At 69.2% G+C, this 17,364-nt stretch carries 21 protein-coding genes; 9 read left to right on the forward strand and 12 right to left on the reverse strand.

What is annotated here, in order from left to right; all coding sequences use genetic code 11:
* Positions 1 to 20: 20 nt before the first annotated feature.
* Positions 21 to 338: a DMT family transporter gene (locus ACYQZ5_RS09070; RefSeq protein WP_379731068.1), complete on the reverse strand. Its 318-nt coding sequence runs from the start codon at positions 336 to 338 to the stop codon at positions 21 to 23.
* Between the two features lie 89 nt (positions 339 to 427).
* Here ACYQZ5_RS09070 and ACYQZ5_RS09075 point away from each other — a divergent pair, with 89 nt between their 5' ends.
* Complete coding sequence (locus ACYQZ5_RS09075) at positions 428 to 1,156, forward strand: competence/damage-inducible protein A (protein WP_379731069.1); 729 nt, start codon at positions 428 to 430, stop codon at positions 1,154 to 1,156.
* Positions 1,157 to 1,658: 502 nt separating this feature from the next.
* On the opposite strand, the gene meaB is transcribed toward ACYQZ5_RS09075, so the two are convergent.
* The gene (meaB, locus tag ACYQZ5_RS09080) at positions 1,659 to 2,732 is read right to left on the reverse strand and encodes a methylmalonyl Co-A mutase-associated GTPase MeaB (RefSeq protein ID WP_379731229.1); all 1,074 of its coding nucleotides are present in this window, start codon (positions 2,730 to 2,732) and stop codon (positions 1,659 to 1,661) included.
* Positions 2,729 to 3,145 carry a cobalamin B12-binding domain-containing protein gene (locus ACYQZ5_RS09085; protein WP_379731228.1) on the reverse strand — a complete coding sequence of 139 codons (417 nt, stop codon included), beginning with the start codon at positions 3,143 to 3,145 and terminating at the stop codon, positions 2,729 to 2,731. Before ACYQZ5_RS09085 ends, meaB begins: the two co-directional genes overlap by 4 nt.
* Before the next feature lie 150 nt (positions 3,146 to 3,295).
* On the opposite strand from ACYQZ5_RS09085, the gene ACYQZ5_RS09090 reads away from it, so the two are divergent.
* Positions 3,296 to 3,445: a rubrerythrin-like domain-containing protein gene (locus ACYQZ5_RS09090; protein ID WP_379731227.1), complete on the forward strand. Its 150-nt coding sequence runs from the start codon at positions 3,296 to 3,298 to the stop codon at positions 3,443 to 3,445.
* A 24-nt stretch (positions 3,446 to 3,469) separates the two neighbouring features.
* Here the strand turns inward: ACYQZ5_RS09090 and ACYQZ5_RS09095 are convergent, their stop codons facing one another.
* Positions 3,470 to 4,075 (reverse strand): hypothetical protein, encoded by a 606-nt coding sequence (locus ACYQZ5_RS09095; RefSeq protein ID WP_379731226.1) that lies wholly within the window; start codon positions 4,073 to 4,075, stop codon positions 3,470 to 3,472.
* 6 nt (positions 4,076 to 4,081) lie between these two features.
* Positions 4,082 to 4,486, reverse strand: coding sequence for an SHOCT domain-containing protein (locus ACYQZ5_RS09100; protein ID WP_379731225.1), 405 nt, complete (start codon positions 4,484 to 4,486; stop codon positions 4,082 to 4,084).
* 228 nt (positions 4,487 to 4,714) lie between these two features.
* Between ACYQZ5_RS09100 and ACYQZ5_RS09105 the strand changes: the two genes are divergently transcribed.
* On the forward strand, positions 4,715 to 6,109 hold the full coding sequence (locus tag ACYQZ5_RS09105) for a permease (RefSeq protein ID WP_379731224.1): 1,395 nt from the start codon (positions 4,715 to 4,717) through the stop codon (positions 6,107 to 6,109).
* Positions 6,110 to 6,157: 48 nt separating this feature from the next.
* Positions 6,158 to 6,622 carry an RDD family protein gene (locus ACYQZ5_RS09110; protein WP_379731223.1) on the forward strand — a complete coding sequence of 155 codons (465 nt, stop codon included), beginning with the start codon at positions 6,158 to 6,160 and terminating at the stop codon, positions 6,620 to 6,622.
* A gap of 14 nt (positions 6,623 to 6,636) precedes the next feature.
* On the opposite strand, the gene ACYQZ5_RS09115 is transcribed toward ACYQZ5_RS09110, so the two are convergent.
* Positions 6,637 to 7,332, reverse strand: coding sequence for a DUF4013 domain-containing protein (locus ACYQZ5_RS09115; protein WP_379731222.1), 696 nt, complete (start codon positions 7,330 to 7,332; stop codon positions 6,637 to 6,639).
* A 65-nt stretch (positions 7,333 to 7,397) separates the two neighbouring features.
* On the reverse strand, positions 7,398 to 9,200 hold the full coding sequence (locus tag ACYQZ5_RS09120; protein WP_379731221.1) for a S9 family peptidase: 1,803 nt from the start codon (positions 9,198 to 9,200) through the stop codon (positions 7,398 to 7,400).
* Between ACYQZ5_RS09120 and ACYQZ5_RS09125 the strand changes: the two genes are divergently transcribed.
* Both ACYQZ5_RS09125 and ACYQZ5_RS09130 read left to right on the forward strand, forming a co-directional pair.
* Entirely contained in the window at positions 9,194 to 10,006 is an 813-nt protein-coding gene (locus tag ACYQZ5_RS09125; RefSeq protein WP_459845919.1) for a DnaJ domain-containing protein, read from the forward strand. The two genes, ACYQZ5_RS09120 and ACYQZ5_RS09125, sit on opposite strands and share 7 nt — an antisense overlap.
* Positions 10,007 to 10,048: 42 nt before the next feature.
* Positions 10,049 to 10,330, forward strand: a complete 282-nt coding sequence (locus ACYQZ5_RS09130; protein ID WP_379733286.1) for an amphi-Trp domain-containing protein — start codon at positions 10,049 to 10,051, stop codon at positions 10,328 to 10,330.
* Here the strand turns inward: ACYQZ5_RS09130 and ACYQZ5_RS09135 are convergent, their stop codons facing one another.
* Positions 10,331 to 11,110 (reverse strand): DUF7839 domain-containing protein, encoded by a 780-nt coding sequence (locus ACYQZ5_RS09135; protein WP_459845921.1) that lies wholly within the window; start codon positions 11,108 to 11,110, stop codon positions 10,331 to 10,333.
* Between the two features lie 50 nt (positions 11,111 to 11,160).
* On the reverse strand, positions 11,161 to 12,432 hold the full coding sequence (locus tag ACYQZ5_RS09140; RefSeq protein ID WP_459845923.1) for an NAD(P)/FAD-dependent oxidoreductase: 1,272 nt from the start codon (positions 12,430 to 12,432) through the stop codon (positions 11,161 to 11,163).
* A 101-nt stretch (positions 12,433 to 12,533) separates the two neighbouring features.
* Between ACYQZ5_RS09140 and ACYQZ5_RS09145 the strand changes: the two genes are divergently transcribed.
* The 3 genes from ACYQZ5_RS09145 to ACYQZ5_RS09155 all read left to right on the forward strand — a co-directional run bounded on the left by ACYQZ5_RS09145 (position 12,534) and on the right by ACYQZ5_RS09155 (position 15,553).
* Positions 12,534 to 13,850: a M28 family peptidase gene (locus tag ACYQZ5_RS09145; protein WP_379818071.1), complete on the forward strand. Its 1,317-nt coding sequence runs from the start codon at positions 12,534 to 12,536 to the stop codon at positions 13,848 to 13,850.
* A 524-nt stretch (positions 13,851 to 14,374) separates the two neighbouring features.
* Positions 14,375 to 15,064: an NAD(+)/NADH kinase gene (locus ACYQZ5_RS09150; protein WP_459845926.1), complete on the forward strand. Its 690-nt coding sequence runs from the start codon at positions 14,375 to 14,377 to the stop codon at positions 15,062 to 15,064.
* A 48-nt stretch (positions 15,065 to 15,112) separates the two neighbouring features.
* Positions 15,113 to 15,553: a DUF7313 family protein gene (locus tag ACYQZ5_RS09155; RefSeq protein ID WP_379731173.1), complete on the forward strand. Its 441-nt coding sequence runs from the start codon at positions 15,113 to 15,115 to the stop codon at positions 15,551 to 15,553.
* Between the two features lie 390 nt (positions 15,554 to 15,943).
* Here ACYQZ5_RS09155 and ACYQZ5_RS09160 read toward each other — a convergent pair whose 3' ends face one another.
* From ACYQZ5_RS09160 to ACYQZ5_RS09170, 3 genes are read right to left on the reverse strand one after another with little or no spacing between them, the layout of a single operon-like run.
* The gene (locus ACYQZ5_RS09160; protein ID WP_379731172.1) at positions 15,944 to 16,213 is read right to left on the reverse strand and encodes a DUF7314 family protein; all 270 of its coding nucleotides are present in this window, start codon (positions 16,211 to 16,213) and stop codon (positions 15,944 to 15,946) included.
* A 51-nt stretch (positions 16,214 to 16,264) separates the two neighbouring features.
* Positions 16,265 to 16,597, reverse strand: coding sequence for a DUF7315 family membrane protein (locus ACYQZ5_RS09165; RefSeq protein ID WP_459076962.1), 333 nt, complete (start codon positions 16,595 to 16,597; stop codon positions 16,265 to 16,267).
* A 3-nt stretch (positions 16,598 to 16,600) separates the two neighbouring features.
* Entirely contained in the window at positions 16,601 to 17,362 is a 762-nt protein-coding gene (locus tag ACYQZ5_RS09170) for a cytochrome b family protein (protein ID WP_379731171.1), read from the reverse strand.
* Positions 17,363 to 17,364 lie beyond the last annotated feature (2 nt).

Here is a 17,364-nt window from a genome sequence, read left to right on the forward strand (position 1 = left end):
GCGATCCTCTCGAACTTTTTTCAGGTCGACACCGCGTGGAGTCCGACGATCCCCACGACGATCACGCCGATGAACGCCAGCCGCGAGGCCGTCGCCGGCTCGTCGAACAGCGCGATCCCCAACAGCGCCGTCCCGACCGCGCCGATCCCGGTCCAGACGGCGTAGGCGGTCCCGACCGGTAGCTGCTCGACCGCCTTCGCGAGCAGGACCATCGACGCGACGAGCGCGATCACGGTGCCGGCAGTCGGGATCGGCTTCGTCAGCCCCTCCGAATACTCCAGTCCGATCGCCCACGCCACCTCGAACAGCCCCGCAGCGAGCAGGAGGTACCACGCCATACCCGCGACTGGACGGTCGGCGGCCATAGCTCCCGTGATCCCACGCCGGTGTCGAACCACTCAGGGGGCTGGCTGCCCTCCGTTCGCGCATGGAGGTGGCTATCGTCACCGTCGGCGACGAGATCCTCGCCGGCGACACACGGAACACCAACGCCGAGCGGCTCGCCCGCCGGCTGCACGAACGCGGCGCGACCGTCGCCCGGATGCTCACGATCCCCGACGACCGCGAGCTAATCACGGAGACCGTCGACGACTGGCGCCGCGAGTTCGACGCCGTGATCGTCGGCGGCGGCCTCGGCGGCACCCACGACGACGTGACGATGGACGCCGTCGCCGACGCGTTCGGTCGCGAACTGGTGCTCGAAGACGAGGTCCGAGCGGACCTGATCGAGTACATGGCCGACTACGAGGGGGTGGATCCCGACGAACTCGACTCCGAGACGGTCGAACTCGATCTCGCGGCGTGGGGGGCGACCCCCGCCGGTGCGCGACCCCTGCTCAACCCCGTTGGGCTCTGCCCGGGCGCCGCCATCGAGAACGTCTACGTGTTCCCCGGCCCGCCCGCGGAGTTCGAGGCGATGTTCGACCTCGTGGCCGAGGAGTTCGGCGGCGACGCGGTGAGCGAGACGCTCGCGACGACCGCGCCGGAAGGCTCGCTGACCGACACGCTCGCCGAGTTCCGCGAGCGGTTCGACCTCGTTGTCGGCAGCTACCCCTCCAGCGAAGGGACGAACCGCCTGAAAGTCACCGGGAGCGATCCCGACACCGTCGCCGAGGGGATCGAGTGGCTCCGCGAGCGCGTGTCGACCCCGGAGTAATCCCTCGACTGCCGCGGAGCGCGTGTTTTTGCGACGGCGTCACAGTTCTACCCATGACTGACACCGCGCTCGTCGTCGGTACGTGTTCGCTGTTTCGACCGCAAACACGAACGCGGAGTGAGCATGACCACTTGTGACCGCACCGCCCCGCACAGTCCACAGACCTCCCCAGCCGACTCACTCGCTCACGTCTGTTCGCTCGTTCGTCCCTCGCGCTAGTCGCGCCCACGAGGGGCGCTCCTGCTTCGCGCCGACCGCCACAGCGGTACGGTCGCGGTGGACGCCTCGCGGCCGCCAGCGGTCGGCGGCCGCGGAGGGAGGGGTGGGGACTCGGTACCGCGCCGGGCTTCATGCCCGGCGCACTGCGGTCGCAAGTGGGCTACGAACGAGTTGCTGTCGCTGTCTCAGTTGCCAAAGATCGAGACGTTATTGCTGTCGAAAGACCCACCGAAGCAAAATCCGACTCGTCTCACGAACTCCAACGAAACCGTCGACTTACTTCCTACTCCCGCTGCCCGTCGACACAGTCCTCGATCGGGCCGAGCACGTCGTCGGCGACCGTGTAGGGATCCGTCTCGCGATCGACCACGCGTTCGGCCATCGCCTCGACGCCGCCGCGTCGGTCGAGTTCGTCGTCGATCAGGTCCGCCACGTCGGCCCGGAGGAGCTGCCGGATCTCGGCCGCGTAGCGCTGCTTGGCCTTCGCTTCCCGGCGGCCGGTGTCGTCGAGCCACGCCGAGTGGTCGTCGAGCGTCCCGATCAGCTCCTCGACGCCCTCGCCGGACTTCGCGACCGTCTCGAGCACCATCGGCTCCCAGACATCCTCCTCAGGCTCGTCCGCGTCGCCCCCGCCGACGGTCAGGTCGTCCTCGTCGGGGTGGTCGGGCTTCTCGAAGCCGCCGGTGTTCAGCTTCGCGGTCGGATCGCGCTCCATGTGGAGCATCTCCTCCAGATCCGCGACGGTGCGGCTCGCCCCGTCCATGTCGGCCTTGTTGACGACGAAGATGTCGCCGATCTCGAGGATGCCCGCCTTGAGCATCTGTACGTCGTCGCCCGAGCCGGGCTGGACCAGTACGACCACGGTGTCGGCGGTGCGGACGATGTCGACCTCGTTCTGTCCGGCGCCGACGGTCTCGACGATGATGCGGTCCTTGCCGAACGCGTCGAGCGCCTTGATTGCGTCGGAGGTGGCCGTCGAGAGCCCGCCGAGCGTGCCGCGGGCGGACATCGAGCGGAAGAACACGTCCATGTCGCCGACGTTGCTCGCCATCCGGATGCGGTCGCCGAGCACCGCGCCGCCGGTGTACGGCGAGGAGGGGTCGACCGCGATCACGCCGACGGTCTCCCCGCGGTCGCGGTAGTGCGCCGCGAGCTTGTCCACCAGCGTCGACTTCCCCGCCCCGGGGGAGCCGGTGACGCCGATCACGTCGGCGTGGCCGGTGTGCTCGTGGAGCTGTGAGACGATGTCGCGGTAGCCCGGCGCGCGGTCCTCGACTTTCGAGATCACGCGGGCCAGCGCGCGGTGCTTGCCGTCGAGCAGCTCCTCGACCAGCTCGGTCTCTGCGGCCGCGTTCATCGCTCGGGCGCGTGCTCCTCGACGAACTCGACGGTCTCCTCCATCGGCGTGCCGGGACCGAACACCTCCGCGACGCCCATCTCCAGCAGTTTCTCCTTGTCCTCGTCGGGGATGATCCCGCCGACGAGCACGAGCGTGTCGTCGAACGCGTCGTACTCCTTCAGCCCCTCGATCACCTTGGGGACCAGCGTGTTGTGGGCGCCCGAGAGGATCGAAATCCCGAGCACGTCGACGTCCTCCTGCACCGCCGCCTGAACGATCTCCTCGGGCGCGCGGTGGAGGCCGGAGTAGATGACCTCGAAACCGGCGTCGCGGAACGCCCGCGCGATCACGTGGGCGCCGCGGTCGTGGCCGTCCAGCCCGACTTTGGCGACGAGACAGCGGATGGTTCGTTGCTCCTGATCTGCGCTCATGACGGGGAGCTTCGCCCGGCGGCGGTTTCACTCTAACGGGTCGGCAGAGCCGCCCGATCGGTCGGGACGGGGAGCGCGACCGCCGGTCCGACGGCGTCTCACACCGCCGAAGGATTGAAGTCCGATAGCGATCATTGGTAACATGTACCAATGAAAATCTCGTCGTACGAGTATCGGAGCGGAGAAAAACTGTACGAATGTTCGGATTGTCTCGGTCATCACGCCAGCGCCGACAGGCTGACCAGCTGTCCGGAGTGTGGCGGTCCCGTCAAGAACATCACCAAACCCCGCGCGGAGTGAACGGGGGACGGCCGTCGGCCGCGGTCAGCGCGTCGCCCGTCGGCGGTACGCCGCGAACAGCGAGGGGAGTCCCAGCGGGAACGCCAGCACGCCGAACGCCGCGAGCGCGAGTGTGTCCGCACGCCAGCGACGGACGGCGACGGCGGTGGCGACGACGCCAAGCCCGGCGACCGCGTACGCCGCGTTGCTCCAGAGCGGCTCGTAGGAGGAGCAGTAGAGCCAGCAGACGAGCGTGTAGGAGGGCGCGTTCCACGTCGGCGGGGAGAGCTTCGGCCAGAAGAACCGACAGTACGTCGTCAGCCCCAGCATCGCCGCCGTCGGCAGCCCGACGAGCCACCACGTCGGGGTGAGGCTGTCGGGGAAGCGCCGGTAGCCCGCGAAAAAGAGCGCCGGGAAGCAGCACACCCACAGCCAGATCCCCAGCGTGTAGCTCACCGGCCAGTGTTCGATACGGGGCTGTCGAACCGGGAGGCGGAGCGACGACGGCAGCGTCACCCACGGGAACGACGGATCCGGGACGGCGTTGGTGAACAGCGCGAGCAGACAGAGGGCGGTGCCCGCCACGAGGCCGTACAGGCCGAGGGTCGTGTACCGATCGAGCCACGGCAGGAGCGGACGGCGACTCGCCACGGCGGATCACCCCTCCTCGTCGCGCTCCAGCGCCTCGCGCCGCCGCTCGTACTCCTCCTCGCTTAGGTCGCCGCGGGCGTACGCCGAGCGTAGCTCCTCGATCGCGGGGTCGCGCCCGTCGCCGGCGACGGCACGGAAGAGGAGGTAGGCGCCGCCGACCACGACGAGCAGGAACAGCAGCTGCATCACCAGCCCCACGAGCGGGAACCAGCCCATCGCGCCGCCGCCGTCCCACATGTGGCCCCACGTTCCGCCCATCATCCCGCCGACGCCCATCATCCCGCCGACGCCCATCATCCCGCCGACGCCCATCATCCCGAACCCCGTGAACAGCACGGGGAACAGGACGAGGACGCCGAGGGCGACGAGCAGCAGCAGCCCGAGCCGTTGGCCGTCGGTGTTCGAGGACATATGTGATCGTACGGGACACTGATTTACCACGTTTGTTCTTAGGAAACCGCCGTTCGGCGGCCAGGGTTCCTTTCGATTCGAGGGTAGGAGACCGCGTCAGTTCGTCACCGAAAGCGAATCGGGACGCGGAGCAGCGATCTACGGCGGACGGCCGCCCTGTCCGCCCCCGTGTCGGTGCGTTGTTCGCTAAGGGAAACCGCAATAGACGAGGCGGCCGATCGTTCACCCATGCCTCCGACCATCGTCGAGGGCGTGCTCGAGTCGCTCCGGATCGGCGTGGGGTTCCTCTGGACGGCAGCGTGGGCGATCATCATGGGGCTGACCGTCACCAGCCTCGTCCAGACGTTCGTCTCGAAGGAACGGATGGCCGACGTGCTGGGCGAGGGCGACCTGAACGGGCTGACGAGGGCGACGGTGTTCGGCGCGATCAGCAGCGGCTGCAGCTTCGGCGCCGTCGCGATCGCGAAGGGGCTGTTCAAGAAGGGCGCGGCGGTCGTGAACGTGCTCGCGTTCATGTTCGCGTCCACGAACCTGATCGTCGAACTCGGCCTGATGATCCTGATCCTGCTCGGCTGGGAGTTCCTCGCGGCCGAACTGCTCGGCGGGCTGGTGCTGATCGCGGTGATGGCGCTGCTGGTCCACCTCACGCTCCCCGAGAGCCACTTCGACGAGGTCCGCGAGCGCCTGAACGAGCGCGACAGCGCGGCGGGCGTCGACGAGGACCCCACCTGCGGCATGGAGGGCAGCCCGGAGCACACCCTCACCACCGACGGCGGGGAGACGCTGCAGTTCTGCTCCGAGGGCTGTCTGGAGACGTACAGGCAGCGGACCGCCGGCGCCGGCGGTTGGCGCGAGGAGCTCCGGTCGTGGGGGGGCTGGTACAAGGTGGCCAACCAGTTCCGCAAGGAGTGGTCGATGATCTGGACCGACGTGATCGCCGGCTTCCTGATCTCGGGGTTCGTGATCGTGTTCGTCCCGCAGTCGGTGTGGAACGCGCTGTTCCTCGGGGGCGACGGGCTGTTCGCCACCGCCGAGAACGCGGTGATGGGCGTCGCGATCGCGGTGCTCAGCTTCGTCGGCAGCATGGGGAACGTCCCGTTCGCGGTCGCGCTCTGGGGCGGCGGGATCAGCTTCGCGGGCGTGATCGCGTTCGTCTACGCCGACCTGATCACGGTGCCCGTGCTGAACGTCTACCGGAAGTACTACGGCTGGAAAGTGATGCTGTATATCCTCGCGGTGTTTTTCGTCACGATGGCGTTCACGGGGTTCCTGATGGAGCTTCTGTTCGACGCGCTCGGGATCGTCCCGAACCTCGCGAGCGGGACGACCGCGACCGAGAAGTCCTACTTCGAGGTGGACTACACGCTCGGCCTGAACCTGATCGCGTTCGGCCTCGTCGGCTTCCTCGCCGTCGTCTACCGCCGCGGCCTCGGCGCGCCCGGCCAGTACCGCGACCCCGTCTGCGGGATGCGCGTCGACGACGACGTCCCGAGCGCGACCCACGACGGCGACACGTACTACTTCTGCTCGAAGACGTGCAGGGAGGCGTTCGAGGCGGCGCCCGAGGAGTACGCCCACCACGGCCCGGAGGTCGACGCCGGGGGTCACGATCACGACCACTGACTCGGGTGGGTCACAACGGTGAAGGTCCCGCCAGCCGACCGGGTCCCCATGGACCGCCCCGCGCCGCGACTCGGCACCGAGTCCAAGACGTTCGGCCAGCGCGTCGGCGCCTTCCTCCTCGACGCGCTGCTGATCGGCGCCGTGTTCGGGATGCTCTCCGGACTCGTCGCCGCGCTCGCGTTCGTGGTGGTCGCCGACCCGACCGGCACGCTCGCGGTCGGAACCGTCGTGGCCGTCCTGCAGTCGTTCACCGTCGTCGCCGGGCTGGCGTACTTCGTCTACACGGAGGGCGCGTACGGCCAGACGCTCGGCAAGCGTGCGGTGGGCCTCGTGGTCGTGGACGAGGAGGGCGACCCGATCGGCTACGGCGACGCGCTCGCCCGGAACGTGCTCCGGGTCGTCGACGCGCTACCGGCGTTTTTCCTGCTCGGTGCGGTGCTGATCGTCCTCACCGAGCGGGGGCAGCGGGTCGGGGATCTGGCGGCGGGGACGATCGTCGTAGAAGCGAAGTGAGCGCGGCTACCCGGTCACGCCGAGGCGGCGGTCTCCGTCCCGCCCACGGTGCCGGAGACGTCGACGACCTTGCCGAACGCCGCGCCGAACATGTAGAACGCCGCGACCTGCACGTAGAACTGGATGAACGGCACGACGACCAGTCCCACGACCGTAATCGCGAGCACGAACACGACGACGTTGACCAGCGCGGCGAGCAGGAACGGGATCAGCCACGCGATCAGGTAGTCGACCGAGAGGATCGCCTGCTTGATCGTCCCCAGGTCGAACGCCGCGCCGAAGTTCCCCTCCAGCGCCATGTTGGTCAGCGCCGCGGGGATCAGGTAGTAGAGCAGGAACATCGCGAGCAGACTCACGAGGAGACCGAGAACGCCGATCCCGCCGAGAACCCCCGTCGCCGTCTCACTCCCCGTTGCGCTCCCGCTTCCGGCGACGAAGATGCTCGCGAACATCAGGACGAACGGGACGATCCCGTAGACGATCGACACGGCCGTCGCCTTCAGGCCGTCGACGATCATCTCGCCCCAGTTCTCGAACGCCGGCGGCTCCTCCTCCCCGCGGGCGGCGCCACCGAGCACCCAGACCAGATACCCCATGAGCGCGAACGCGGGGATGATCAGGATACTGCCGAAACCGAGCAGTCCGCCGATGACGATGCGACCGAGCGCGTTGTCCCCGTTGAACGGGTACGAAAGCCCTTCTTCGAGCATGTACGGGTGGACACCTCGCGACTATGACTTAACAGTTTCCCCGAGAGGTCGGGGTGCTGGCCGGCTCAGACGTGCTCGTCGAGGAACTCCACCACCGCCGAGTACGCCTCGATGCGGTTCTCCAGCTTCGAGAAGCCGTGGCCCTCGTCGGGGAAGAGTAGCTTCCGCACCGGGACGCCCTGCTCGCGGGCGTCCTCCACGATCTGTTCGGCCTCGCTGACGGGCACCCGCGGGTCGTTCTCGCCGTGGAGCACGAACAGCGGTGCGTCGATGTTCTCGATGTTGTTGGTCGGCGAGATCTCCTGCAGGAACTCCCGATCCTCGTCTAAGCTGCCGTACTCCGCCTCCCGCAGCGACCGCCGCCAGTCGCTGGTGTTCTCGAGGAACGTGACGAAGTTCGCGATCCCCACAACGTCGACGCCCGCCGCCCAGAGGTCGGGGTACTCAGTCAGCGCCGAGAGCACCATGAAGCCACCGTAGGAGCCGCCGTAGGCGACGATCCGATCCGCGTCCGCGTCGGGGTGGTCCTGCAGCCACTCGACGCCGGCTTTCAGGTCCTTCACCGAGTCCATGCGGTTACGCACGTCGTCGAGGCTGGCGTACTCCTTCCCGTAGCCCGAGGAGCCGCGGACGTTCGGCTCGAACACCGCGTAGCCGTTGTTGAGGAAGTACTGCTTCACCGCCCGGAACGACGGCCGGCGCTGGCTCTCCGGGCCGCCGTGAATGTCGACGATGACGGGCAGTTCGCCCTCGGCGTCCTCCGGCACCGAGAAGAAGCCGGGGATCTCCCGGCCGTCGAAGCTGGGCACGTGGACGAGCTGGGGTTCGACGAACGTCTCCCGGGGGATGCCCGCGGTGGCGGCGTTCGTCCAGCGGTCGCGCTCGCCGGTGCGCGCGTCGGCGACGTGGACGTTCGTGTTGTCGGTGCTGGCGGTGACGGTGACCGCGTACTCCTCGCCGTCCGGTCCCCAGTCGAGGCCCGCGACGACGCCCTCCGGGAACGACGCCGTCTCCGCGGGGTCGATCCGGTCGGGATCGACCAGTTCACCCACCGAGAGGTCGGTGTAGCCGTCGACGTTCCGGGTGTAGACGACCCGGCGGCTCTCCTCGTGGATCGAGACGCCGTCGACGTTCCACTCGCCCCCGTCCTCGACGACCGAGAACTCCCCTTCCGAGAGGTCCAGCCGTTCGAGCCGGAGCGTGTCGGAGTCGTGGTCGGTGACCATGTACAGCGAGTCGCCGTCGGGTCCCCACTCGACGCTGCTGAACCGCGCACGGCCCTCGTGGGGCGTGACGTGGCTGATACCGCCGTCGCTCACGTCGAGGACGTGCACGTCGTGGTCGAAACTCGAGTGGGCCTCGTGGACGAGCAGCCGGTCGCCGTCGGGCGACCAGCCCGAGAGGCTGAGCCAGCCGTCGCCCTCGTGGACCAGTTCGGCGTCGTCACCCACGCCGTCGCGGTCCTGCACGTAGATGTCGAACACCGTGTGGTCGCGGCGGTTGGAGGCGAACGCGAACCGTTCCCCGTCGCCGTCCCAGCCGCCCCAACGGTGTTTCGCGTCGGGGCGCTGGGTTCGGTTGGTGATCTCGCCGGTCGCGGTGTCGAGGGTGTACAGTTGGGCGCGCTCGTTGCCGCCCTGATCCTTCCCGAACGCGAGCTCCTCGCGCTCGGGGGAGTAGTCGACGAAGGTGACGCGGTCGTCGTAGAACGTTCGCTGAACGGGCCACTCGCCGGGGCCGTCGACGGTCCAGACCTGCGCGGTGCCGGTGGTGTCCATCAGGAACGCCAGCGACTCGCCGTCGGGACCGAACGAACCGCCGTAGGCGCTCCGGACGTTGAGGTACCGCTCGATGTCGTACGTTGTCACGGCTCACCGGTTCGCGGGGCGGGGCCAAGGGAGTTCGGGTCGCGGTCGGCCAGTGGGGGTTCGCCGGCGGTGACCGCCCGAGAGCGGCCGCCAGCGAGTCGTTGAAGGGGCTGCCGACCCAACGCTGGGGCGTGCTCCCCGCCGTCTCCACCGGGCTGCCGTCGTGGCTCGTCTCCGGCCTGCTGCTCGGCGTCGCCGCCTCCGTCGTCGTCGCGCTCGTGTTCGCGCTGGGCGAGCGGTACATCCCCGACCCCGACCGGAGCGAGCGCCGCGTCGGCGGGCCGGGACGCCAGCGCGCCGAGATCCGCGCGGTGTTCGACGCCGCCGACGAACCGTTCCTCGAAGACTACCAACTCGGGACCACCACCGTCGCGTTCTACCTCCCGGACCGCGACGTGGCGATCACGTTCGACCCGCGGGCGTACCTCCGGCTCGCGGACGGCCCGACACACGTCGTGCTCTGTGAGCACGAAGTTCCGGGCGCCACTATCGGCCGCCGACTCCCGTTCGACCTCGGCGTCGACGCGAGCGAGCGAGCCGCCAGTGCCGGCCCGCGTGGCGGCCGCCGTAGCCGTAGGGGGCCGCGAGGCGGTCCGGGCGGGGGTCGCGGTGCGGCCGCTCCCCGCGGCGACCCCGTCGGCGACGCGTTCGAGTTCCTCGATCTGGACCGGGACGCCGACGCCGACGAGGTGCAGACGGCCTACCGCGAGCAGGTGAAGGAGCTTCACCCCGATCAGGGCGGCAGCGAGGAGGAGTTCAAGCGCCTGCAGGAGGCGTACTCGACCGCGAAGGAGTACGCGAGCTGAGCCGCCAGATCACTTATCCTCGTGGGCAGCCTCCTTCGAGATATGCCCGAAGAACTGCTGTTCAAGACCGAGAGCGACAGGAGCCGGAGCGAGATCGCCGACTACCTCCGGAAGGTGGCGGACTCCCTCGACGAAGGCGGGGAGATAAGCCTACAGGCCGGCAGCGAGTCGGTAACGCTCAATCCTCCAGAGCGGCCGACGTTCGAAGTGAAAGTCGAACGCGAGGGGCCGGCCGACCGCCCGGAGAAGAGCATCGAGTTCGAACTGGAGTGGACCGAGGGCGAGAGCGGAAGTGAAGCCAGCGGTGAACTGCAGATCGAGTAATCAGCCGCCCTCGACGACGTACTCCGTCTCGCCGTCCCGGAGGGTGTCGGTCACCCGACCCACCTCGTCGCGGGTGACCGCGACGACGACTTCCTGTCCCCGAGCCGCGGCCTCGGCGGCCACCTCGCCCGCGCCCGCGGCGACCGCGGGCGGGTGATCGACCCGGCGGAGCGCGACGACCGCCTCGACGCCGCTGGCGATCACGAGGTCCGCCGACTCGCAGGCGTCGGCGAGCGCGTCGGCGTCGACGCCGCGGCTCCCCCCCGCCCGGACCGGCGGCACCTGGTAGACGGTGACCGTGCCGGGCGCCATGTCGATCACGCCCTCGAACCCCGTGACGCCGACGTCGGTGCCCGCCTCGGCGTCCGTGGTCGCGACGCCGGTCGCCGCCCCCTCCTCGCCGGGCGTCGCGTGGAGCAGGCCGTTCCGGATCGAGAGCGAGACGGTGTCGCCGGCCTCGACCGCCTCGACCGCGATGGCGGCGTCCTCCTGCAGACTCTCCAGCACGTCGTCGGTGACGTGGTCGACGTAGCGCCGCAGCGACTTGGCCTCGCGGAACAGCCAGTCGACCCCCTCCTTGGTGACGCGGTAGCGCGAGCGGCCCTCCTTCTCGACCAGCCCGTCGTCGACCAGTTCGCGGATGTACTCGCTGACCGCCTGACTGGTGACGCCGACGGCCTCGGCGATCTCGCCCTGACTTACCGCCGGCTGGCGGTCGGCGATCTCCGCGAGGATGCGAAAGCGGCTCGCAGTGCGTTTGTCCGCCAGCGCGTCGCTCATAGCCGACCTGTGGGCTGGCCGCCACATAAACCGCCCGACCTGCGGGGTGCTCAGGCGTCGAACCGCGCCGTGATGGCGTCGGCCGCACGCGTCCCGCTCTCCAGCGCCCCCTGGATCGACGACCAGCGCGTATAGTCGCCCGCGAGGAACACCGGCCCTGCCGGGTCGTCGGCGTCCGGGAGCCGGGCGTGGGCACCGGGCGGCTGGGCGAACTGTGCGAACGGGATTCGGTCGGTCGCGAGCAGTTCGAGTCCGGACACGTCGCGTTCGGGGTACCACGACGCCAGCGCCTCCCGGGTCTGCGCCGCGAGCGCCTCGGCCGAGCGGTCCTGTGCGCCGTCGTCGACGAAGGAGGCCGCGAGCAGCGCGTCGTCGCTGCCGTCGCCGTACTCGGGGGCGACGGCCGAGAGCTGTGCGACCGTATTGGGTGCCTCGTCCCCAGCGTTGAGCATGATCCGCGTGCCGGCGTCGAGTTCGGGGCCGGGCAGGCGGTAGTGCTGGGTGACGACGCCCGCGCCCTCGGTCGGAATCGACTCGACGCCGGTGAGTTCGCGCGCGGTCGGCGGGTCCGTCGCGACGACGGCGGCGTTGAACTCGGGGCTGCCGGAGTCGGTGTCGAACGCGACGCGGTTCCCGCCGGTGTCGAGATCGTCCACGGCGACGCCGGTCCGGATATCGACGCCAGCCTCCCGCGCCTTCTCGGCCAACTGTGCCGGGATCGCGGCCATCCCCTCCGCCGGGACGGCGATGCTCCCAAGCGACATCGCGCGGAACGTGTACTCGAACACGTTCGCGGAGGTCGACAGCGAGCGGTCGAGCGTGATCCCGCCGTACAGCGGCGCGGCGAAGTTCTCCACGAACCCCTCGGAAAATCCCGTATCCCGGAGGTACGCCCGGATCGACTGGTCGGGCGTTCCGAACGCCGGCCAGTCGCCGTCGGTGAGTCGGCGCCGGAGCCGGAGCGTCCGAAGTTTGTCGGCGATCGTCACCTCGCGGGAGAGCGCCGAGGGCAGGAGGGCGCCCGGATCGCGGAGCGGGTCCGACAGCGTCGATCGCTTGCCCGGCCGGCAGATGACGCCGCCGGGCGCGAACGAGCGGAGATCGAGCGCGTCGAGATCGAGTTCGCGTCGGACCGCGGGGTAGGACTCGAACAGCACCTGGAACCCGCGGTCGCAGGTGAACCCGTCGACGCTCCGGGTTCGGACCCGGCCGCCGACGTCCTCGCGCCGCTCGAACAGCGTCACGTCGTGGCCCGACTCGGCGAGCCGGCGGGCGGCGACCAGCCCCGCGAGCCCCGCGCCGGCGACGGCGATGTCGCTCATACCGGGCGTTCGAGCGGCGGGCCCATAGCTCCGCCGCCCGCGGAAGCGGCGAACGCGGCCGGAGCCGATAGGTGATAGCCGTCGCCGCGTGAGGGGGAGGTATGGCAGACTGGATCGCGGAGACGTTCAGGAGCGACGCCGGCTGGGATCACCTCGAGACGCTGGTCGACATCGGCAACCGCATGGCGGGCCAGCCCGGCGAGACCGAGGGGCTGGAGGCCACACGCGACGCGTTCGCGGCTGCAGGCGCCCGCGACGCCCGCGTGGAGACGTTCGACCTCGCGGGCTGGGTCCGGGGCGATAGCTCGATCTCGACCCCCGAGACCGTCGAGGACTGCATCGCGCTCCCGCGCGGGCCGGCGGGCGAGGTGACCGCCGAACTGGTCGATCTCGGCGCCGGCCTCCCTGCTGACTTCGAGAACACCGACGTGGAAGGGAAGATCGTTCTCGCGACCTCGGACGTGCCGGACTACTTCGACCGCTACATCCACCGGACCGAGAAGTACCAGTACGCCGTCGAGGGCGGCGCGGCGGCGTTTATCTACGCCAACCACGTCCCCGGCGAACTCCCGCCGACGGGCAGCGTCGGCGGCAGCGACGGCGGTCCGTACGGCGACATCCCGGCAGTCGGGGTCTCCGCGGAGACCGGCGCGCGTCTCGCCCGGCGCTTCGACGGCGAGGAGCTGTCGGTGGCCGTGGAGTGTGAGACGCCCGAGACCCAGTCGGGCAACGCGGTCGCCGAACTCGGTCCCGACACGGAGGAGTACGTGATCCTCTCGAGCCACGTCGACGCCCACGACATCGCGGAGGGCGCGCGGGACAACGGCGCCGGGACGGCGACGATCGTCGAGGTCGCGAACGCGCTCGCGGCCCGCGAGGACGAACTGGAGACCCGGGTGAAGTGCATCGCCTACGGCGCCGAGGAGGTCGGCCTCGTCGGATCGGAACTGGAGGCGGAGAACGCCGACCTCGACGCGATCAAGTCGATCGTCAACGTCGACTCCAACATGGGGAACCGGACGCTCGAACTCACGACTCACCGGTTCGACGAACTCGACGCCGCCGCCCAGCGGGTGAGCGACCGCTTCGACCACCCGATCGCGACGGTGCCGCGGATGGTCCCCCACTCGGACCACTGGCCGTTCGTGCGCTGGGGCGTCCCGGGCTACATGGTGTCGAGTAAGTCCGAGTCCGCGGGCCGGGGGTGGGGCCACACCGAGGCCGACACGCTGGACAAACTGGAGAGCCGGACCCTGCGCGAGCAGGCGATCCTACTGACGGAGCTGGTGGTCGAGGTGGCGGCGGAGTCCGTCGAGATCGAACACGCCGACGCGGAGACGATGGCGGGCTACCTGAAGGAGGAGGATCAGGCGATCGGGATGAAGAAGACCAACGGCTGGCCGTACGAGTTCGAGTAACGGCCGTTATCACTCGTTTTGGGTGTACGATCGAGGGGTCGGTGACTTCGACTGGTACAGCGACTGCGACAGCAACAGCAGTTCGTTCGTAGACCACTTGTGACCGCAGTGCGCCGGGCACGAGGCCCGGCACAGTGCCGAGTCCCCAGCCCTCCCCCGCGCGCCGGCGACGATTGCCGGCGCGCGGCGTCCACCGCCACCGCACCGCGACCGCGGTGGCGCGCGACGTGAGCGCCTCCGTGCGCGAACGAGCGTGCGAGGGACGAGCGACCGTAGGGAGCGAGTCGGCTGGGGAGGTCTGTGGGCTGTGCGGGGCGGTTGCGGTCGCAAGTGGTCTAGCACCGAGATGCTGTTGCTGTCGCAGCCGCTGTCTCAGTAGCCAACGATCGAGATACAGTCGCTGATAACGGAGAGCAATACTGTCGGAGAGAGATCGAACGAGACGAGTCCCACCCACGACACACCTACCCCACGAACCGCCACAGACCACCGTCGTTTTACCCGCGCCGCCCGACGACGCGAGCATGACCCAGTCGTCGCCGATCGGTCGGGTCAGCGTACGCGGCGCGGAGATCGACACCGACCTCTCCCCACTGACGGTGACCGACGACGACGCGGACGCGATCGTCGCCGTCGGGGAGGCGGCGGTCGAACGCGCCGCGCTCGCTGACGCCGACACGCCGATCCTCGCTGTCGACGCCGACGACGGCCGCCACGGCGCGACGCGCGACGGGCTTGCAGCCGCCGCCGCGGCGCTGGCCGACGGCGCCTACCGCAGCGTCACTCACACGATCCTCGGCGTCGCGGTGGGTGGCGAGCGCGTCGACCGCGCGGTGTTCGACGCCACGCTGATGACCAGTGAGCCCGCCCGGATCTCCGAGTACGCCGTCACCGCGTCGGGCGAACGCCTGTTCGACGTACGCGCCGACGGTGTCGTCGTTTCGACGCCGCTCGGCTCCGCGGGCTACGGCCGCGCGGCCGGCGGGCCGGTCGTCACCCCCGGTGCCGGGCTCTCGGTCGTCCCCGTCTCGCCGTTCTCGACCCGTGCGAACCCGTGGGTCGTCCCCGGCCCGCTCTCGCTGACCGTCGAGCGCGACGAGGGTGCGGTGTCGCTGTTCGTCGACGGCGAGGAGCGTCGCCGGGTGGGGACGGACGAGCCGGTCGAGATCGCCGCCGTCGGCGAGTTCACCTGCCTCCGACCGCTGGTCGAGTAGCCGCCGGAATTGGAAAAGCACTAAACCGTCCTGTGCCGATATGCGGGTATGACCCCACTGCAGTTCGCCGTCCCGATCGGGGCGCTCGAATCGGTCTCTGGGGCGTTCCCCTACGTGATCCTGGCGCTCGTGCTGGCCAACTTCGTCACGCGTCATCGCGCGTTCAGCCACTACAAGCGCGCCGCGGAGAACGGGGCCGACACGCTGGATCGCTACGTGCCCCACGTCGCCGTCTCGGCGGTGCTCGCGCTCGTCAGCCTGCTGTACCTCGTGATCGAACCGCACTCGGGGATGGTGATCTCCGTCCTCGTGGTCGGGACGGTGATCGCCGACATCTTCGAGTTCGAGGCCCGGAACGTCGAGGCCCGGAACAACCTCGACATCGAGAAGCCCAAGGGCGCGATCACGGTTTCGATCCTCATGCTGCTGTACGCCTCGTTCCTCGCCCTGTTCTGGGTGATCGAGGATCAGTGGGCGGCGATCGTCTGATCCGCGCCGACGTTTCCGAGCGCCGTCGTCTTTTCGTTCTCCGTACTCCGAGCCACACCGTCGTACCGTCGTGCACACTCCCGGTACCGATAGTCGATCACACTCCCCGCACCGCGTTCTCTCTGCACCCTACTGTCGTCGTCCTCCCGCCACTCGAAGCGTCGTCGCTCTCGTCCCGTCGCTCACCCGACGCTCCGAGCGCCGGCCGAGAGCCGCCGGACACGATGGAAGGCGACCGCCGGGGACGCGACTGGGCGGCCGTGATCGATCGTTATCGACGGTGGTCGACTGCCGGCCCGGAAGAGTCAGTCGGCGGATCGAACGGGGAGAACGACCGACGACGACGTGACCGTGTCGGCGTCGCCGTGAGAGAACGACCGCGAGAAGAGATTACTCGTCGACGACCAGCGCCTCGCGGGCCTGCCTGCCCGCGGGGATGATGACCCAGAACGTGAACGCGCCGATCAGGGCGGTCCAGAACATCAGGTCGCCGAGGAAGATCCCGAGCGTGTCGAACACGGTTCCGGGGTCCTCCGGCGGCGCCGCCACCAGCTGGCGGGTGCTCTCGAAACTGGGCGTGCGGTACCAGCTCGCGGAGATCATCCACACGAGGGCGGCCACGCTGAACAGCCCGAACCCTTTCATGAACTCGTCAGCCATTACCTGAATCTGGGCCGCGAGCCCCCTTCAGCGTTTCCCATCCCGGCGAGACTACGCCGACTCCTCGCTCATCTCCTCGGCCGTGAACCGCGTGCCGAGCACGTAGACGGCCGCGCCGGTCGCGATCGACAGCAGCCCCGCGACGGCGAAGGCCGCCGAGAGCAGCGAGTCGGCCGGCGAGAGCGAGAGCGCCGAGAGTATCGAGCGGACCAGTTGGCGGAGCAGCCCCGTCCCGAGCGCGGCGGCGTCTAAGAGGAGAAAGCCGAACACGACGGCGAACACCGCGATCAGCGTCGAGAAGACGGTGACGGTCTTGTAGAGCCGCATGGGCACCGCCACGTCGCGCCCGTCGCGGCCCTCGGTACTGCGGTCGTCGTCGGCCACGGCCTACTTCGGGGGCCGCAGCCGGTAGTAGCGACGGTTGAGGTCGTACATGTACCCCTCGCGCATCGTCTTCAGCACCGCGTAGGTGATCGCGGCCATCACGATCGGCACGAGGAACGTCAGGTCGAACAGCAGGCTGACGTTCATCGGCATGATGTTCTGGATCGACAGCAGCGAGATGGTGAACGCGAACGTCAGGCCGCCAACCCCGACCGCAGCCCAGAACGGCTGCTCGACCGGGCGGCGGGCGCTCCCCTTGTTGAGGAACGGGACGATCGCGATCGCGCCGACGATCACCACGTTCGCGAGCACGCCGTACGTTCGGTCGGCCATCAGCTTCTGGCCGTCCAGCAGCGAGATCGCGGGGTTGAGGTCACCCAGCTTCAGGAGGCCGAACGACCAGTAGAGGTACCAGTCGGGGAGGATGATCGCGGGCGTCGAACTGGGGTTCGCGGGGTTGCCGATGTGTGGCGGCAGCGTCGCCGACAGTAGCAGCAGCATCCCCACGAAGAAGCTCGTCAGCGCGAGGTTCCGGATCAGCTCGTGGGGCCAGGTCGGGAACGCGAGCACGTCGCGCTCGACGTACGTCGACTGCTGCCGGAGGTCCTGATCCTCACGGCGGGCCCGCTCGAAGTACTCGTAGGTGAGACGGGGGAGTCCCGACCGCCGGCTCTTGCGTTCGCTCCACGTCGGCGTGTCGTCGTCCGGCGGGACGATCCCCGTGCCGCCGTCGGTTCGTGCGTCGGGTTGGTTGTCGTCGCTCATTG

It is taken from the genome of Halolamina salina (genome assembly GCF_054653455.1).

Coding starts and splice junctions, on each gene's coding strand:
- ACYQZ5_RS09070 (WP_379731068.1), bottom strand. CDS start 338: ATGGCGTGGTACCTCCTGCTCGCTGCGGGGCTGTTCGAGGTGGCGTGG.
- ACYQZ5_RS09075 (WP_379731069.1), top strand. CDS start 428: ATGGAGGTGGCTATCGTCACCGTCGGCGACGAGATCCTCGCCGGCGAC.
- meaB (WP_379731229.1), bottom strand. CDS start 2,732: ATGAACGCGGCCGCAGAGACCGAGCTGGTCGAGGAGCTGCTCGACGGC.
- ACYQZ5_RS09085 (WP_379731228.1), bottom strand. CDS start 3,145: ATGAGCGCAGATCAGGAGCAACGAACCATCCGCTGTCTCGTCGCCAAA.
- ACYQZ5_RS09090 (WP_379731227.1), top strand. CDS start 3,296: ATGAAAATCTCGTCGTACGAGTATCGGAGCGGAGAAAAACTGTACGAA.
- ACYQZ5_RS09100 (WP_379731225.1), bottom strand. CDS start 4,486: ATGTCCTCGAACACCGACGGCCAACGGCTCGGGCTGCTGCTGCTCGTC.
- ACYQZ5_RS09105 (WP_379731224.1), top strand. CDS start 4,715: ATGCCTCCGACCATCGTCGAGGGCGTGCTCGAGTCGCTCCGGATCGGC.
- ACYQZ5_RS09110 (WP_379731223.1), top strand. CDS start 6,158: ATGGACCGCCCCGCGCCGCGACTCGGCACCGAGTCCAAGACGTTCGGC.
- ACYQZ5_RS09115 (WP_379731222.1), bottom strand. CDS start 7,332: ATGCTCGAAGAAGGGCTTTCGTACCCGTTCAACGGGGACAACGCGCTC.
- ACYQZ5_RS09130 (WP_379733286.1), top strand. CDS start 10,049: ATGCCCGAAGAACTGCTGTTCAAGACCGAGAGCGACAGGAGCCGGAGC.
- ACYQZ5_RS09135 (WP_459845921.1), bottom strand. CDS start 11,110: ATGAGCGACGCGCTGGCGGACAAACGCACTGCGAGCCGCTTTCGCATC.
- ACYQZ5_RS09140 (WP_459845923.1), bottom strand. CDS start 12,432: ATGAGCGACATCGCCGTCGCCGGCGCGGGGCTCGCGGGGCTGGTCGCC.
- ACYQZ5_RS09145 (WP_379818071.1), top strand. CDS start 12,534: ATGGCAGACTGGATCGCGGAGACGTTCAGGAGCGACGCCGGCTGGGAT.
- ACYQZ5_RS09150 (WP_459845926.1), top strand. CDS start 14,375: ATGACCCAGTCGTCGCCGATCGGTCGGGTCAGCGTACGCGGCGCGGAG.
- ACYQZ5_RS09155 (WP_379731173.1), top strand. CDS start 15,113: ATGACCCCACTGCAGTTCGCCGTCCCGATCGGGGCGCTCGAATCGGTC.
- ACYQZ5_RS09160 (WP_379731172.1), bottom strand. CDS start 16,213: ATGGCTGACGAGTTCATGAAAGGGTTCGGGCTGTTCAGCGTGGCCGCC.
- ACYQZ5_RS09170 (WP_379731171.1), bottom strand. CDS start 17,362: ATGAGCGACGACAACCAACCCGACGCACGAACCGACGGCGGCACGGGG.